Raw genomic sequence first — 16,869 nt, 5'->3', positions numbered from 1 at the left:
GATCATCGAAGCGGCGCGGCACGGAGTCGGCGAGGTCGGAGACGGCAAGATATTCATCACGCCTCTCGAAGAGTGCATCAGAATCCGTACCCGCGAGAAAGGCGGCAAGGCTATCTGACGGCACAGCAGAACAGGATTTTTTTCGCACAGACAACAACAGACAAAACAACATCACAACAACAGAAACAGGAGTACATCAATGAAGAAAACTGCAAAACTCGCAACCCTTGCCATAGCCCTCTTTGCAGGACTGGGCAGCACTGCACAGGCTGAAGGATTCAAGATCGGCGCCGACGTTGTCAGCAGCTATGTCTGGAGGGGAACCGATCTGGGCGACTCGCCTGCGATCCAGCCTGCACTCTCCTACACCTTCCCCGGCATCGGTGTCGTGGTAGGCGCATGGGGTTCATATGCGATAGCGGAAGACGATGATTACAGGTACAAGGAAGTCGATCTGTACGTCACCGTACCGGTAGGTCCGTTCAGCCTGACCCTGACCGATTACTATGTACCGGTTGATGACAATTCCGACAGCTTCGACTTCTCCGATGACGGTCCGAATATCCTCGAAGCAAGCATCGGCTACACGTACAAAAACCTCGGCCTGCTTGCCGCCATCAATATCGCAGGTGCCGATACCGACAATGCGAAATACTGCGAGGCAAACTACAAGTTCTATGACAAGGACGGCTTCACGGCAAAAGCCGTTGTTGGCGCAGGCGACGAAACCTACGTTGAGGGCGACAACGACAACTTTAGTGTTGTCAACACCGGCATATCGGTTTCCAAAGACCGCTACACCGCGTCATACATCTACAATCCGGACAGCGAAAAGTCGCACCTCGTCTTCATGGCATCGTTCTGAGTCGTAGTCGTATAACCTGTTCTTTTCTCCGTGTGTGTGTAACAGCAAAGGAGCCTGAAAAGGCTCCTTTCTGTTTTTGTGTTCCTGAGGCTGTCGCATTGCCTCAAATGGCCTTTTCGTAGATCACGTACTCCTTGTACGGCTTTCCGCCTATTACCTTCGCCAGTTTGCTCATCGCCTCGTTGGACTTCAGCACCCAGCTCATTTCGCTGGCAAACACACCGTGCCGGCCTCCGTAATCGGCGATATGGGTGTTGAGAATGCTGTCGATTCCCTTGTTGCGGTATTCGGGGAGGACGCCCATGGTTATGGTTCTGACCGTTCTGATGTTGCGGCTGTACCAGAGGTATTTGATGAAACCGGACAATGAAAAAGGATTGCCGTTGACATGCTTCAGCGCCTGGTTGATGTCGGGAAGCGAAAGTGAAAAACCGATTGTTCGCCTGTCGCGGTCCTCGACAAAGTAGATATAGTGCGGGTTGGCAATAGGCTTGAGACTTTTTGCCATGAAATCGAACTCACGGTCGGTCATGGGCACGAATCCCCAGTTTTTCTCCCATGCCCTGTTGTAGATATCCCTGACCCGTTCGATCTCCCGGTCGAAATCCTTCATGTTCATGATCCGGATGGAGAGACCCTCACGTTTCATGACATGTGCGGCAATCTTTCTGAGCCGCTGGATGTCGATAATCGACTGGTCGATATACCAGGCCAGCAGTTCCTGACCGGTATGGTGCCCTGACTTCAGCACGAGATCGTTGTAGTAGGGTGGATTATAGAGCATGAGAAACACCGGAGCGCTGTCGAACCCTCTGACAAGCATGCCGCACTGATCGTTCATCGAGGGACTGACCGGACCGCGCATGGTATCGAGCCCTTTCTTTTTCAGCCAACCGGCAGCGGCGCTGAACAGCGCATCGGCAACCTGCTGGTCGTTGAAACACTCGAAAAAGCCCCAGAACCCGACACGGTCCTGGTGCACTTCATTGTGGCGACGATTCTCGATCGCCGCTATCGTTCCTGAAAGCTTTCCGTCCTTCCAGGCCGTGAACATGGCGAGATCGGCATGATCGTAAAGCGGAAACACCTCCCTGTCGAGGGTTTTCATGTAATCGTCGATGACCGGCGGGACCCAGTACCGGTTCAGTTCGGGATCGTTACGGTAGACCTGCCAGGCGAAGGAGATGAACTGCTTTCGCTCTTTTCTGGTGCTGACCTGCCTGATTTCAATAGTCATGGTGCTGAGGGGTGCGGTTAGAGAAAAAAAATCCCCCTCGAAAGGGGGATATGCAAGCGGAACGCGATCTTTATTTAAAGGCCTCTCCAGGCTGGACACCGGCGGCTTTCAGGATTTTGGCCAGCGGACAGAATCCGGTGAAGGCGGCCTGAAAAAGATTGAGACCCACAAAGCCGGTAAACCATAGCCAGTTCTGATGGTGATAGACGGAAAGCAGGACGCTGACAAGCACAAAACAGCCGGCGACAGCAAAAACAAGACGATCGATATTCATGGTTCTTCAGGATTACTGGTTATGGAGGTTATACTTCTTTTGAAATCAGTCCGCCCATGATTTCGGCTCCTTCGTGAAGCATCCGGGCCGTCTCCTCCCAGGAGATGCACTCATCGGTTATCGAAACACCGTAGCGGAGCTTTTCAGGATCTTCCGGAAACGGCTGATTACCCGAACAGAGATTGCTCTCGATCATGACTCCGGCGATGCTCCTGTTCCCTGCTGCTTTCTGCCCGAGAATATCCTCCCATACTTTCAGCTGCTGTGCATGCTTCTTGCCGGAATTCGCATGGCTGCAGTCCACAAGAAGGGTCTGCGGAAGACCGGCCTTTTCAAGCAGCAGTCTGGCGCCGGCAATACTTTGGGCATCGTAGTTCGGAACAGGCCCCCCCCTGAGCACAAGATGTCCGCATGGGTTCCCTTTGGTGGTTATCACACTGCTGAAACCATCCTGGTCGATACCCAGAAAACTGTGCGGATGCATGGCTGAACAGATGGCATCGACGGCTACGCCGAGACGACCGTCCGTGGAGTTCTTGAACCCTACCGGCATGGAGAGACCGCTGGCCATCTGTCGGTGCGTCTGTGATTCGATGGTTCTTGCCCCTATCGCCGCCCAGCTCACCACATCGGCGACATACTGGGGCGTAATGGGATCGAGAAACTCGGTTGCCGCAGGAAGACCCATGGCGTTGATATCGATAAGAAGCTTTCGTGCGTAATAGAGGCCGTGCTCGATATCGTACGAATCATCAAGATGGGGATCGTTGATGAAACCTTTCCAGCCGACCGTTGTTCGCGGCTTTTCAAAATAAACCCGCATCATGATGCAAAGCTCGTTCTGCAGCTCCTCCCTGATACCGGCAAGCTTCTCTGCATAGTCCAGAGCCGCATCCACACTGTGGATCGAACAGGGACCGACGATAACCAGAAGACGCCCGTCGGTACCGTTCAATATATGTTCAACCTCATGCCTGCCCTTACAAACCGTCGAAGCAATATGATCGTCAACCGGCAGCTGCTTCTTGAGCGCCCTCGGAGAAGGAAGCCGTTTGATCGTTGAGACTCTTAAATCGTGTAACTGTTCCATCCGTAATACCGCAAAAATCTTTTTTCTGTAATTTTATAGCTTTGGAAGATAAAAAAAACCCGAATATATAATCAGTAAATGCACCAATAAATTCCAGCCCCTCCGGGAGGTCCCGGCAAGGCATGAGGAAAAGCCTTCCGGCGGCCGTTCCAACCGTTCGAGGGCGATTTCCTTCGCCGCATACCTGCAAAAAAACATATATTGACAAAAAAAGGGATCCATTTGTGGATGCCTGTGTAAAACAATAGAAAACAGTCTCTTACAGAGTTCCGTGAAATCTCAATCAGAAACAAGATGAAAGTACTGATCACTGACGGTGTTGACCGGCAATGCGCCGAAATCCTTGAACGAAACGGTTTTGATGTTACCGAAAAACCGAAAATCAGCAAGGAAGAACTTAAGGAGATCATCGGCGAGTTCGACAAGCTCATCGTCAGAAGCGCCACAAAGGTGACATCGGAAATCATCGAATGCGGCAAAAACCTGAAACTGATAGGGAGAGCCGGCGCCGGAGTCGACAATATCGACATCGCAGCCGCCACCCGCCATGGAATCATCGTCATGAACACTCCCGGCGGCAACACCGTATCGGCGGCGGAACACGCCTGCGGCATGCTCATGGCGGCTGCGCGCATGATTCCCCAGGCTACTGCGGAGCTCAAGGCGGGGCTCTGGAACAAGAAAAAGTTCACCGGCATCGAACTCGAGGGTAAAACCATCTCCATCATCGGTCTTGGCAAGATCGGGCGCGAAGTGGCATCCCGCATGCAGGCATTCGGCATGAAAACCATTGCCTACGACCCCATGATCCCCGACGAATACGCCGCACATCTGAATATCGAGCTGCTGCCCCTGCATGAGAACTTCAGCCGGGCGGACGTCATCACCATCCACTCGTCACTGAACGAATCGACCCGGAACCTGATCTCCAACGAAACTTTCGCCCTGATGAAAGACGGTGTGATCATCGTCAACTGTGCCAGAGGCGGCATCGTCAACGAAAAAGACCTTGCCGACGCCATATCCTCGGGAAAGGTAGCGGCTGCAGCTCTCGACGTCTTCGAATCCGAACCGGTCAATCCGGACAACCCCCTGCTCAGGCTCGAACGAGTTATCGTCACACCGCACATCGCCGCATCGACCAACGAGGCACAGCAGAAAGTAGCCGTCCAGATCGCCGAACAGATTGTCGAATGGAAACAGAAAGGCAAGCTTGAAGGCGCGGTAAACGCATCGGCGGTCGAACTTGCGCAGGCGCCCGGCGTAGGCGCGTATCTTACGCTGGCCGAAAAACTGGGATCAACGCTTGCCCAGATCACGCCGCTCGAAGCCCACACCATGACCATAAGAACATCAGGAGAATATCTCCAGAAGTACAGCGAAGTCATTGCCGCCGCTGCACTCAAGGGATTTCTCGACGTGCGTCAGTCAAACGACACGAATTATATCAATGTCTTCACCATGGCTGCCGAAATGGGCATTACCCTCGAACAGAAATTCGAGAAGGAAAATCCCGATTACACCAATCTGATCCGGGTGGAACTTGAAAACGGAACGAAAAAACGCATGATCGGCGGCACCGTGTTCGGCGACAAGGCGATCAGGATCGTCATGATCGACCAGTTCCTTGTGGAGTTCAAACCGGAAGGCACGATCATCATCTACAACAATATCGACAAGCCTGGCGTCATTGCCAATGTAACCCAGCACCTGTTGCAGCACAACCTCAACGTCGCCTACGTCGCGCTTTCCAGGGACGAGGAAAAACGGCTCGCCATGACCGCCATCGTCGTCGACGGCAACGTCGAAGAATCCCTGCTCAATGAAATCAAACAGGTTGATGGCGTCTCCGATGCCGCCGTCATCTCGATCTGAAGGATTGCATCCGTCCGGAAAAACACAAACAGAAAAACCTGCCGTAAAAGGCAGGTTTTTCTGTTTGTACCGGGGTACTGTAAAAAGAAAAGGAACTACTGCTGTTTGGCAAAATCGATATTGAGCCATTTATCCTCGAACGAAGCGCCTGTGGATTCCATGCCGGCAAGGAAAATCGGCAGGGAGACGATTTTCTGGTAATCGCCGATACGGATGGTGAGATCGTCGCCCATTTTGAGAATCTTTGGTTCCATGCCCATGTTTTCCATGAACGGCAACCGCACACGAACCTTGTAGTGCCCGTCAGACACCTTGGTGATATTGATTGGATCCTCCTTGAAGAAAATGTCAAGGGGATTCTTGTCCGGATAGACCTTTGCACCGACCTTGCGAAGCATCTCGAGACCGACAACCTCGTTCTCGAACAACGGAACCTCCGAAATGGGAATGGGGGCGAAAGAATCCTGGATCTGCTCGATATACTTCTGCTGAATCCCGCGCCATCTCTGGAAATAGGGATCGCTGCTCTGGTCGGGCATGACCCTGTTGATGGTAATGCTGTCAACGGTGATACCGTAGAGGTTGAGATAGGTCAGGGCGCGCATCGACTCCTTGATGACCATCTTCTCGGGGTTCATGACCAGACGCACCGTCGATTTCGTACCGTCGGCAAGCAGATCGATGATCCCTTCGGTTGAAGAGAAGAGATTGTCGACTTTTTCGTATACCTCCTCAGGAGCCACAAAGTCGTCGATTTTCCTGATCTTTTTCGAAAGCGGTCTGATAACCGGCTTGACCATATATTTCTCGACATTGCGGATGAACTTGATGAACCATCCGAATGTTTCAGGCAGCGAAAGCAGGCGAAGGGTTTCGCCGGTAGGAGCACAGTCGACAACGAGCAGATCGTAGTCTTTCTGTTCCTCGTTGTAACGCTTGATGTAGGAGAGCGAGAAAAGCTCTTCCATACCGGGAAGCACACCCATCTCTTCGGCGTAGACGCCTTCAATACCGCGCGATGCCATCAGATGGGCAAAATGCTCCCTGACGACGTCCCAGTTCAGATTGAGATCGCCGAAAACGCTGACTTCCTGCGCCCAGAGATTTTCGGCAACCTTTACAGGAGACGGGCCTAACTGAACATCAAGCGAGTCGCCCAGGCTGTGAGCCGGATCGGTAGACATGATAAGGGTTTTGTACCCCATGTCCGCAGCTTTGAGTGCCGTGGCTGCAGCGACAGAGGTTTTGCCGACGCCCCCCTTTCCGGTAAAAATGATATTACGCATACGTTTTTTTTATTCTCATTTAGGATTGACAAAGCAATTCCGACAAACCACCCTTTTCCCTCAGTTAAGCAACCCGAAAAGGCTTAAGATAACAAAATTCTTGTTTAAAGGAACATGAGACCGGAACAATTAACACCCCGAAAAAAATGCCGCGGCAAAGCAGAAATACCGGCCGGCCGCAGGGCAGAAAACTCTCAGCGGGAAGCCACCTTGAGCCTCTGGCCGGGCTGGATGGCTCTCTTTTTTCCGATATCGTTCCATTCCGCAAGGTCACCCACGCTGACGCCGTAACGATCGGCAATGGAGGAGAGCGTATCGCCCTTCCTGACCTTGTGGTATTTTTCCTTCACCGGAGTCGCTCTCCGGGATGATGATTTTTCCGCAGAGGAACCGCTGACCTTGAGCTTCTGGCCCGGAACGATATGCATAGTGCCCTTCAGTCCGTTGAAGGCCGCGATATCCTCTACACTCACCCCGTACTGACGGGCAATCGAGGCTACCGTCTCTCCCCGTTCAACCCGGTGCATCTCGATTTTCTTCGTCTTCCGTTCCGGCTTCCTGACAGGCGACGGCTCTTTGGCGGCAACAGGCGCGGAAAGGGATGATGGCGCCGGCGCAGCGGGAACGGGAATCTGAATCGGAGCCTGTAACTGGACCATGGCCGGTGCAGCAACAGGGGCCGGAACCGTCTTTTCAGCACCACCGTTTCCGGCAAAAACGACAAGCTGCTGGCCGGAAACAAGAACCGTGCTTTTCAGGTTGTTCCAGCGCACGATTTCACTTGGTTCACAACGGTAAAAACGGGCAATCATGCCGATATCCTGGCCCGGACGGACAAAGTGCACCTTGCGTACCTGACCATCCGGCGTTGCCTGGCTCACAACCGGCTGCGAGGAAGCCTCGAAACTCTGCAGTCTGGCAAGCAGCTGTTCCCGTTCGAGGACGCGTTTCGACTTGTACGCATAGATCTCCTTTTCACGACGCTGGAACTGGGAGACAAATCTCCGGGGAAGCCTGATCACGTTCGGCGTGTAATCGGCAGCGGGTATGATGCCGAGCTTGTACTGGGGATTGAGAAACTCCAGGTCCTGCATGGAGACGCCGATCGTCTCGTTGATCTGTTCGAAAGAGAGCATCTTCGACACCCTGAGCGTATCGATATCCTGATAGAGATATCCTGGTTCGACCGGACGGATATTATGTTCCCTGTAATAATTCATGATATAGTTCACCGCAATGAACGCAGGGACATAGCCGCGGGTCTCCGCCGGAAGATAGTCCCAGATGGCCCAGTAGTCTTTTGTACCGCCCGCCCGCCTTATCGCCTTGTTGACATTTCCGGGTCCGGAGTTGTATGCTGCAAGGGCAAGGAACCAGTCTCCGTATATTTTATAGAGATCGCGAAGATGTCTGCTGGCCGCAAGGGTTGCCTTGTAGGGGTCGTAACGGTCTTCGACAAACGACGACGACTCCAGTCCGTACATCTTGCCGGTTCCGTACATGAACTGCCACAATCCTTTCGCCCCCGCGCGGGAAACCGCCGTCGGGTTCAGGGCGGACTCGACTATGGCGAGGTACTTCATTTCCAGCGGGATGTTGTACTTGTCGAGATGCTCTTCGAAAAGGGGAAAATACAGTTTGGAAAGGCCGAGAATCTTGGCTGTGCTGTTACGCTTGTCAACGGCATAAACCCTGATGAACCCCCTGACGTGTTCGTTGTAGACAAGATTGAAGGGTGTTTTACGGTCAAGGGCGGCTATTCGGGAGGCATAGACCGAATCGGTGAACTGAGGAACGAAGTTGGAGGTGAAACCGGCCCGGTCCTGTGTTTTCGACGACGAGGAAAAATACTCGTCCTTGAAATAGGTCGCATAGACAAGGCTGTCGAGAATTTCCGCTACCGATGATTTGTCGGAGCGTGAATCTCTGGCAAACGCCGGGTGAACGGAATTATTAATACAAAGCAGCAAAAAGAGAATCGTACATACTCTATGGAAAAGACTGATTTTCACAGGAAATCCGGTATTAGGGGGGGATTAGAAAAAATTCCATATCGGCATAAAAACTCTTCCGGGAGGAACCGCCGTACAACGGCGTCTGGCATTGAGAGGGCAAGGCAGACGGAGTGCGCAGCAGATCAACAGCTATTCCCTTAAATGGTAAACATAAAAACAGTTCATGATTATTACAATAACTATCGGGGTATTTATGACCAATCAGTAGGTTACGTCCCACAAAAAAAGTCCGTTAGGGGCTGCCGGAACCTGGGGCAGGCGATGTGGCATTCCGGACTCCAGAGCCGAGAGGAACTCCTCCGGAGAGACGCGCCCCCTGCCTGCCGCAATCATAACGCCGACCAGATATCGCACCATGGAACGCAGAAAACGGTTTGCCCTTATACGGAAAACCAGCGTACCGTTCTCCTGAAGCCATTCGCACGCCGTTATCCTGCACAAAAGACTCTCCCTGCCGGACGGCTCTCTGGAAAAAAACCGGAAATCATGAACACCGGGAAGGAAATCCGCGGCTCTCCGCATGGCCGAAAGATCGAGCACTCCGTTCGAACACCCGGTAAAACGGTTGCGCAGGGCGGAAGGGTGCTCGATCAGAAAATACCGGTACTCACGCTCTCTGGCGCTGAACCGCGCATGAAAACCGGGCACTGCCTCCTCGGGTCCGCCAACCCTTATTGCTGCAGGAAGCAGCGCATTGCATGCATGGGCCAACCGGGGCAGATCCATTGCAGAGCAGGTCGAAAAGTTCACCACCTGCAGCCGTGCGTGCACCCCCCTGTCGGTTCTTCCTGCCGCCATCAGCACGATGCGCTCCTGAAGAATCCTCGAAAGCACCCGTTCCAGCTCCCCCTGAACCGTAGGAATGCCTTCGGACTGGCGCTGCCAGCCGCAATAATCCGTTCCGTCATATTCGACATCAAGCCTTATGTTCTTCATAAAAGGGAAATCGCTATCTTAAGGGCGCCGCCTGTCGGGCATGGCCGCATAGGGAAAAATCATTACCGGGCGGCCTCCTGTTTTTTTTCACTAATCGGCAAGGGTTCTGAAAACCCTTGAAGGTAAAGATACTACTACCTGTGCAGAGTACCCATCTTGAAACACTCTTCGATCTCCTGCAGAAGCTCCCTCCCCTGCAGGAAAATCAGTTATACCATATTCCGCAACTCTGGACCGGCGACCAGGGGGGAAGCGTCGCCGTGCAGCCGGGACCGTTCTATGCCGGCATCATCGGGAAAATACTCGACCAGCGGAAAGTCTCTTCCCCCGTAACCGGAGCCGACCACCTGTGGAGCCGATCGGCCGTGGTCTATAACATGTTCGTCCGGCTGACCACGGCTTTCGATCACAACCGCGACCAGACGGTGAGCCCTGAACCGCTTGCCTGCGGTTTCAGGGAGACAGGCACACTCCTGAAAGCAATTGCACTGCTCCCCTATATCGGTTCGCTTGGAGCCAACACCGTGTATCTTCTTCCGGTGACCTCCATCGGCAGGGCGAACAGAAAAGGGAACCTCGGCTCGCCTTACGCCGTAAAGGATCCGATGGAAATCGATCCCATGCTCGATGAGCCCGCGCTCGGACTTACGGCGGATTTTCTTCTGAAGGCGTTTGTCGAAGCGGCGCACCTGCTGGGCATGAGGGTGGTCTTCGAATTCGTTTTCAGAACCGCAGCCATCGACAGCCGGTGGGTGAAAAGCCATCCCTCATGGTTTTACTGGCTCTCCGGAACCGCAGACGAAAACAGCTACGGTCCCCCGGTGTTCGACACCGACACCCTGAACTCCATTTATGAAAAGGTTGACAAGCATGACCTGTGTAACCTTCCGGCGCCATCGCCCGGGTACACCGGAATGTTCGTCGCTCCCCCGGTATCCGTCGCAGAGCGGAACACCGGGATCGAGGGCACCGGCGAAAACGGGGAGCCCTGCCATGTCGCCAGCGCGTTTTCAGACTGGCCGCCCGACGACCGGCAGCCCCCATGGACCGATGTCACCTATCTGAAAATGCACAACCATCCGGACTTCAACTACATCGCCTACAACACCATCCGGATGTACGACACGGCACTCGACGACCCCGCAACGTTCAATCGTGAGCTTTGGGACGCCGTTCTTTCGATCATTCCCGGCTATCAGGAAACCTACGGCATCGACGGAGCCATGATCGATATGGGCCATGCCCTGCCTGGCCAGCTCAAGAGGATGGTGGTGGACACCGCAAGAAAAAACCGGCCCGACTTCGCCTTCTGGGATGAAAACTTCGACCCCACACCCGAAGTGCGCGACGAAGGGTTCGATGCGGTATTCGGCTCTCTCCCCTTTGTCGTTCACGACACGGTGTTCATCAGGGGCCTCCTGAACTACCTCAATAAAACCGGTATCGCACTGCCCTTTTTCGGAACCGGTGAAAACCACAACACCCCGAGGGTTTGCCACCGCTGGCCAGGCATGCAAACCGGCCGGAACCGTGCGGTTTTCGTCTTCACGCTCAGCATAATCCTCCCCTCCATACCGTTTCTCCACTCAGGCATGGAAATCTGCGAATGGCACCCGGTAAACCTCGGCCTGAATTTCGAGGAGAGCGACCGGACACGCTTCCCGGCTGAAAAACTGCCGCTTTTCAGCACGTTCAGCTTCGACTGGGAGAAAACCAACAACATCGATCCGCTCAACCGGTATATCAGGAGCGTGCTCGCAATCCGCAGCCGGTATGCGGAACTCATAGCTTGCGGCGACAAAGGATCGATCGTTCTCCCTTATGTCACCGAACCTGACCTGTTCGCGGTGCTGCGCAAAAACGGAAGGCAATCGCTGCTCTTCATCGGCAACAGCAACGGCGAGGAGTCGAAAACCGGCACCATCGAATTCGCGTTCGGCGACGAATCGCTCCTGGAGCTGATTACCGGCGAAAACCACAGGGTATCGGACCATAAACTCACCGTTTCCTGCAATCCCGGCCAATGCATGCTTTTTGAACTCCCCCAACAGAATTGAAACACGAATTCATTATCTTTGAACTTTTATCGTCAACCCTGAAAAACAGTTACCATCATGTCAATTCTCGTCGTCGGATCCCTTGCATTTGATGATATCGAAACCCCTTTCGGCAACTCCCCCGACACCCTGGGAGGATCATCAACCTACATCGCTCTTTCGGCAAGCTACTTCACCGACGACATCAATATGGTGGGCGTAGTCGGTGCCGATTTCACCGATGAGCACTTCGGGCTGCTCCACGCCAGAAACATCGACACCAAAGGCATCCAGAAGGTCGATAACGGCAAAACCTTCCGCTGGGCCGGCCGCTACCACTACGACATGAACACCCGCGACACACTCGATACCCAGCTGAACGTCTTCGCCGATTTCGATCCCCATGTGCCGGAACAGTACCGGAAATCGGAGTTCGTGTGCCTCGGCAACATCGACCCGGAACTGCAGGTCAAGGTGCTCGACCAGATCACGGCTCCCAAAATGGTCATCTGCGACACCATGAACTTCTGGATCGAGGGCAAGCCTGAAGAACTGAAAAAAACCCTCGAACGCGTCGACATTTTCATCATCAACGACAGCGAGGCCCGCATTCTCAGCGGCGATCCGAATCTCGTGAAATCGGCAAGAATCATCCGCGCCATGGGCCCGAAAATCCTGATCATCAAAAAAGGCGAACACGGCGCCCTGCTCTTTACCGACAACGGCATATTCGTGGCTCCGGCATACCCGCTCGAGTCCATCTACGATCCGACCGGAGCCGGCGACACCTTTGCCGGGGGCTTTATCGGCCACCTTTCACGCTGCGGAACCGTCAACGACCTCGAACTGCGCAAGGGAGTGCTCTACGGAAGCGCCATGGCCAGCTTCTGCGTCGAAAAATTCGGAACAGACCGCATTGCCTCTCTCGACCTTCTGGAAATCGAGGACCGCTATCAGAGCTTTCTCGATCTTTCGAGAACCGAGGGGTAACGCGTCTTCCGGGAACCGATGTCAACAGCGGGCGACAGGCGTCTGTGCCGCTCCTGCAGAATATAACCGCCGAAAACACCTATGGAACAGTTCACCGTTCTCGACTATGCGTTCATTGCAGGCTATCTGATCCTGACGCTGGCAATCGGCCTGATGTTTTCATCGCGAGCCTCGGAAAATGTCGGAGAGTTCTTCCTCTCCGGCCGCAAGCTTCCCTGGTGGCTCGCCGGAACGGGTATGGTTGCAACCACGTTTGCCGCCGATACCCCTCTGGCCGTGGCCGGGTTCGTCGCGAAAAACGGCATTGCCGGCAACTGGGTATGGTGGACCTTCGTCTCTGGCGGCATGCTGACGGTCTTTTTCTTCGCCCGTCTCTGGCGGCGCGCCAACATCATGACCGACCTTGAATTCATCGAGCTGCGCTACAGCGGAAAAGCCGCGGCATTTCTGAGAGGGTTCAAGGCTGTCTATTTCGGCCTTTTCATCAATGCGGTCATCATCGGCTGGGTCAACCTCGCCATGTTCAAGATCATCCGCATCATGATGCCCGAACTGAACCCCGAGCTCACCATCGTGGTGCTTGTAATCCTGACCACCGTCTATTCGGGACTTTCCGGTCTCTGGGGGGTCTCGGTCACCGATGCCATACAGTTTCTCATCGCCATGACGGGCTGCATCATTCTGGCGGTTCTGGCCATGCAGCACCCCTCGGTCGCCGCAGCAGGAGGGCTGAAGGGAGCGCTGCCGGCCTGGATGTTCGATTTTTTCCCCTCCATCTCCCCGTCCGGCTCCTCCACTGTCGGGCAAGGGGCGTTCGCCCTGCCCTTCGCCTCTTTTGCCGCCATGGCCTTTGTCCAGTGGTGGGCTTCATGGTATCCGGGCGCGGAACCCGGAGGGGGCGGCTACATCGCCCAGCGCATGATGAGCGCAAAGGATGAAAAACATTCGCTCCTGGCCACCCTCTGGTTCACCATTGCCCATTACGCCGTAAGACCGTGGCCATGGATCGTAGTCGGACTGGTAAGCCTCGTCATGTTCCCCGACCTGCCGGCCGCCGAAAAGGAGGACGGATTTGTCCATGTGATGAAAGCCGTCCTTCCGCCCGGTCTGAAAGGGCTGCTCGTAGCGGCATTTCTGGCCGCTTACATGTCGACGCTCTCCACTCACCTGAACTGGGGCACCAGCTACCTCATCAACGACTTCTACAAGCGCTTCATCAGGCCGGAAGCCGATGCGAAACACTACGTCAGGGCATCGAAAGCCGTTACCGTCCTTACGGCGATCTTTGCGCTCTACATCACCTTCTTCGTGCTCGAAACCATAACCGGAGCGTGGGAGTTCATCATCCAGTGCGGAGCGGGAACCGGCTTTGTGCTCATCATGCGCTGGTTCTGGTGGCGCCTGAACGCATGGAGCGAAATCACCTCCATGGTTGCGCCCTTCGCCGCATACAGCTGGCTGCACTTCATGACCGGCATCACCTTTCCGCTCTCGATTTTCATCATCGTCCTCTTCACCATCACGGCAACGCTTCTTGTCACCTTTCTCACTCCTCCGACCGAAGAGGAAACCCTCCGTTCATTCTACCGCACCACAAGAGTCGGCGGAGTGTTCTGGAAAAAAATATCCGACACCATGCCGGAAGTGGAGTCCGATAAAGGCTTTCTGCTGCTTTTCGCCGACTGGTTCCTCGGCATCGTCCTGGTCTATTCGGCACTCTTCGGAACGGGTAAACTCATTTTCGGAGAGCCCCTGCCGGCAGCCCTCTACTTCCTTGCCGCTGCGGTATCCGGCTGGCTTATCTACAGCGACATGAACCGCAGAGGATGGAACAACCTGCAGTAACATGGCGATGGAAACACCCGTACTCATTCTGGCATCGCAGTCCCCGAGACGCAGGGAGCTGCTCTCACTGCTCGGCATGCGCTTCCGAACCCTCCCTGCCGATACCGACGAGAGGTTCGATCCATCGAAAACCATCGAGGAGAATGTTGCCGCCGTAGCGCAGGGGAAAGCCGAAGCGGCATGGAAAATGCTGCAGGATCCTCATGAACGGGTGGTGGTTATCGGAGCCGATACCGTTGTGGACCTGGATGGCGAGGTTCTCGGCAAACCGGACGGCTACAGGGAGGCCTTCGGCATGCTGCAGCGCCTGCAGAACAACACGCATAAGGTCCATACCGGCTTTGCGCTGCTCTCCTCATCGGTTTCCTGCAGCGAATGCGTCACCACCACGGTGGAATTCGAGCCGATGAACGACCGCGAAATCGCCCGGTATCTCGATCGGGTCAGGCCCTTCGACAAAGCCGGATCATACGGCATCCAGGACCCGCTCATGGCCTGTCACGTGCGGCGAATCGAGGGGTGCTACTACAATGTCGTCGGCCTGCCTGTTTCGCGCCTCTCTCTGGCCCTGAAGCGCGTTTTCCCTGAAATCTGAACCCGGAGGGGTACTGATGTCATCCGCTCAACCGCAAAAACCGGTACTGGTGATTCTCGGGCAGACGGCTTCCGGGAAAACAGCCCTTGCCCTGCAGGCCGCCCGACGGCTCGACGCCGAAATCATCTCCGCCGATTCCCGGCAGATCTACAGGGAGCTCACCATCGGTTCAGCAAAACCTCCCGAAGAGCTGCTGCACGAAATACCCCACCATTTCATCGATGAAAAAAACATCGGAGAGCCCTTTACGGCAGGTGAGTTTGCCGTTGAAGCGCACCGGAGAATCCTCGACATTCACGATCGGGGGAAACAGGCAATAGTCGCCGGAGGCTCGACGCTCTATATCGAGGGGCTCATCAGGGGCCTTGCCGACCTGCCTCCCGGAGATCCCGAAATCCGCAGAAAACTTGCCGGAGAACTTTCCGCTTCCGGCAGCGAAAAGCTCTTCGAACGGCTGAAAACACTTGACCCCGTTCAGGCTGCAACACTCGATGCCACCAAAACCCATCGGCTGATCCGCAGCCTTGAAATCATTGCGATCTCCGGACGCACCGTTACCGATCTGCAGCAATCCAGAAAAGTCCCGGATCTCACGTTCATCACCTGCGGGCTCTCTGTGCCGCGATCGACGCTCTATGAAAGAATCGACGGAAGGGTCGACGGGATGATCCGATCCGGCTTGATCGATGAAGCTGAATTATTGTATAAAAAGTATTATTCTCTCCTGAACGGGGAAAATGCCGGCGTCCTGAAAACGGTAGGTTATCAGGAACTTTTCGATTACTTTGAAGGCCGAACGACTCTCGAAAGCGCGGTTACGCTTATAAAACAGCACACCCGCAATTATGCAAAACGCCAGTTGACTTTTTTTAAAAATAGGCTTAATGTTAACTGGGTGGAGGCTTCCGGAGACCATGCGGCTATGGAGGCGCTGATCGAAACCTGCTGCAGGGCCATTGCAACACCATCCTGAACCGCCGCACCATGTCCGATTCAGCTGCAACGGTCCGTTCCCGGCTGAACCTGACCAATAGAGGCAGACAACTGCCCCGTCATTGATGAAGGTTGCAGAGAGAACCGCTCTCTTCAAGACCTAACCAGAAGTACTGCCATGAAAAACTCGGTATCGTCCCGCAAGGAGTTGACCATTCTGAAAATCGAGGAGGAAGTGTTCGATTTCCGGCACTCCGCCTGTTTCCGTCAAACCATCGAAGAACTCCTGCTGCACGAGAACAGCCGAAACCTCATCATCGACCTGTCGCAGGTCAAAGCCATCGACTCGAGCGGCATCAGTTCCATGCTCATCGCGCACCAGCTTTCGAACCAGAGTCAGGGACTTGCGATCTTCGTCTCGCTCTGCCAGCAGATCAAGGACCTTCTCAAGCTGACCAATCTCGACAAGCAGCTCTACATCTTCTCCTCCATCAACGAGGTCATGACCCTGATTGAACCGGCCATGAAAAACAAGCGCGGTGGCCGGGGCAAGGCGCATGTTCATGTCGACGAGGTGATCGACGACATCTGCGACGAGATAGTGCTGCTCGACGATGTCATCATTCCCGACGACTCCATCGAGGGGGAGCTTGCCGAAGAGGAGCATGATGGCACGGAGAGTGCGGAAACCGCCGAATGCGACCCCGACCAGGAAAGCTGCGGCACCCAGAAAAAACGGGGACGACCGAAAAAAAGCGATACCGCAGGGAAACCCAAACCAGGTAAAAAGAGCGCCGGCTGAACGCTTCCGGCACCGCCCACTCCTCTCCGGAACACCCGCTTCGTCAACCTCACCGCCGAGGCGGATCCGCCGTTTCTTCTCCTCTGCTCA

The 16,869-nt window shown here is 54.6% G+C and carries 15 protein-coding genes; 9 read left to right on the top strand and 6 right to left on the bottom strand.

All coding sequences use genetic code 11. The annotated features are described in order from the left end of the window. Positions 1-118 (top strand): P-II family nitrogen regulator (locus tag WBP50_RS04505; RefSeq protein WP_423931981.1); only part of this gene is annotated, 118 nt, incomplete at its 5' end. Positions 119-199: 81 nt separating this feature from the next. Beyond that, positions 200-865 carry a TorF family putative porin gene (locus WBP50_RS04500; RefSeq protein WP_423931978.1) on the top strand — a complete coding sequence of 222 codons (666 nt, stop codon included), beginning with the start codon at positions 200-202 and terminating at the stop codon, positions 863-865. A gap of 103 nt (positions 866-968) precedes the next feature. Here the strand turns inward: WBP50_RS04500 and WBP50_RS04495 are convergent, their stop codons facing one another. The 3 genes from WBP50_RS04495 to WBP50_RS04485 form a co-directional block, all read right to left on the bottom strand. Further along, positions 969-2,102 (bottom strand): N-acetyltransferase family protein, encoded by a 1,134-nt coding sequence (locus tag WBP50_RS04495; RefSeq protein ID WP_423931976.1) that lies wholly within the window; start codon positions 2,100-2,102, stop codon positions 969-971. Between the two features lie 70 nt (positions 2,103-2,172). Beyond that, on the bottom strand, positions 2,173-2,376 hold the full coding sequence (locus WBP50_RS04490; protein ID WP_423931974.1) for a YgaP family membrane protein: 204 nt from the start codon (positions 2,374-2,376) through the stop codon (positions 2,173-2,175). A 28-nt stretch (positions 2,377-2,404) separates the two neighbouring features. After that, positions 2,405-3,466 carry a 3-deoxy-7-phosphoheptulonate synthase gene (locus WBP50_RS04485; protein ID WP_423931972.1) on the bottom strand — a complete coding sequence of 354 codons (1,062 nt, stop codon included), beginning with the start codon at positions 3,464-3,466 and terminating at the stop codon, positions 2,405-2,407. Positions 3,467-3,760: 294 nt separating this feature from the next. Here WBP50_RS04485 and serA point away from each other — a divergent pair, with 294 nt between their 5' ends. Beyond that, on the top strand, positions 3,761-5,341 hold the full coding sequence (gene serA, locus WBP50_RS04480; protein ID WP_423931971.1) for a phosphoglycerate dehydrogenase: 1,581 nt from the start codon (positions 3,761-3,763) through the stop codon (positions 5,339-5,341). A 95-nt stretch (positions 5,342-5,436) separates the two neighbouring features. On the opposite strand, the gene WBP50_RS04475 is transcribed toward serA, so the two are convergent. From WBP50_RS04475 to truA, 3 genes are all read right to left on the bottom strand, one after another. Next, positions 5,437-6,627: an ArsA family ATPase gene (locus tag WBP50_RS04475; RefSeq protein ID WP_423931969.1), complete on the bottom strand. Its 1,191-nt coding sequence runs from the start codon at positions 6,625-6,627 to the stop codon at positions 5,437-5,439. Positions 6,628-6,821: 194 nt separating this feature from the next. Continuing rightward, a complete protein-coding gene (locus WBP50_RS04470; protein WP_423931967.1) occupies positions 6,822-8,639 on the bottom strand; it encodes a LysM peptidoglycan-binding domain-containing protein in 1,818 nt (605 codons plus the stop codon). A 204-nt stretch (positions 8,640-8,843) separates the two neighbouring features. Beyond that, the gene (gene truA / locus WBP50_RS04465) at positions 8,844-9,578 is read right to left on the bottom strand and encodes a tRNA pseudouridine(38-40) synthase TruA (protein WP_423931965.1); all 735 of its coding nucleotides are present in this window, start codon (positions 9,576-9,578) and stop codon (positions 8,844-8,846) included. 140 nt (positions 9,579-9,718) lie between these two features. Between truA and WBP50_RS04460 the strand changes: the two genes are divergently transcribed. From WBP50_RS04460 to WBP50_RS04435, 6 genes are all read left to right on the top strand, one after another. Further along, on the top strand, positions 9,719-11,635 hold the full coding sequence (locus WBP50_RS04460; protein ID WP_423931963.1) for an alpha-amylase: 1,917 nt from the start codon (positions 9,719-9,721) through the stop codon (positions 11,633-11,635). A gap of 57 nt (positions 11,636-11,692) precedes the next feature. After that, on the top strand, positions 11,693-12,604 hold the full coding sequence (locus WBP50_RS04455; RefSeq protein ID WP_423931961.1) for a carbohydrate kinase family protein: 912 nt from the start codon (positions 11,693-11,695) through the stop codon (positions 12,602-12,604). 81 nt (positions 12,605-12,685) lie between these two features. Further along, complete coding sequence (locus WBP50_RS04450; RefSeq protein WP_423931960.1) at positions 12,686-14,449, top strand: sodium:solute symporter family protein; 1,764 nt, start codon at positions 12,686-12,688, stop codon at positions 14,447-14,449. A 7-nt stretch (positions 14,450-14,456) separates the two neighbouring features. Next, positions 14,457-15,044 carry a Maf family protein gene (locus WBP50_RS04445; RefSeq protein ID WP_423931979.1) on the top strand — a complete coding sequence of 196 codons (588 nt, stop codon included), beginning with the start codon at positions 14,457-14,459 and terminating at the stop codon, positions 15,042-15,044. 16 nt (positions 15,045-15,060) lie between these two features. Further along, positions 15,061-16,017, top strand: a complete 957-nt coding sequence (gene miaA, locus WBP50_RS04440; protein WP_423931959.1) for a tRNA (adenosine(37)-N6)-dimethylallyltransferase MiaA — start codon at positions 15,061-15,063, stop codon at positions 16,015-16,017. Positions 16,018-16,155: 138 nt separating this feature from the next. Further along, positions 16,156-16,779, top strand: a complete 624-nt coding sequence (locus tag WBP50_RS04435; RefSeq protein WP_423931958.1) for an STAS domain-containing protein — start codon at positions 16,156-16,158, stop codon at positions 16,777-16,779. Positions 16,780-16,869: the final 90 nt, after the last annotated feature.

It is taken from the genome of Chlorobium sp. (assembly GCF_049593655.1).
Lineage (GTDB): Bacteria > Bacteroidota > Chlorobiia > Chlorobiales > Chlorobiaceae > Chlorobium.
The sequence above is the reverse complement of the archived record's forward strand: the minus strand, read 5'-3'. Positions and strand labels throughout refer to the sequence as shown.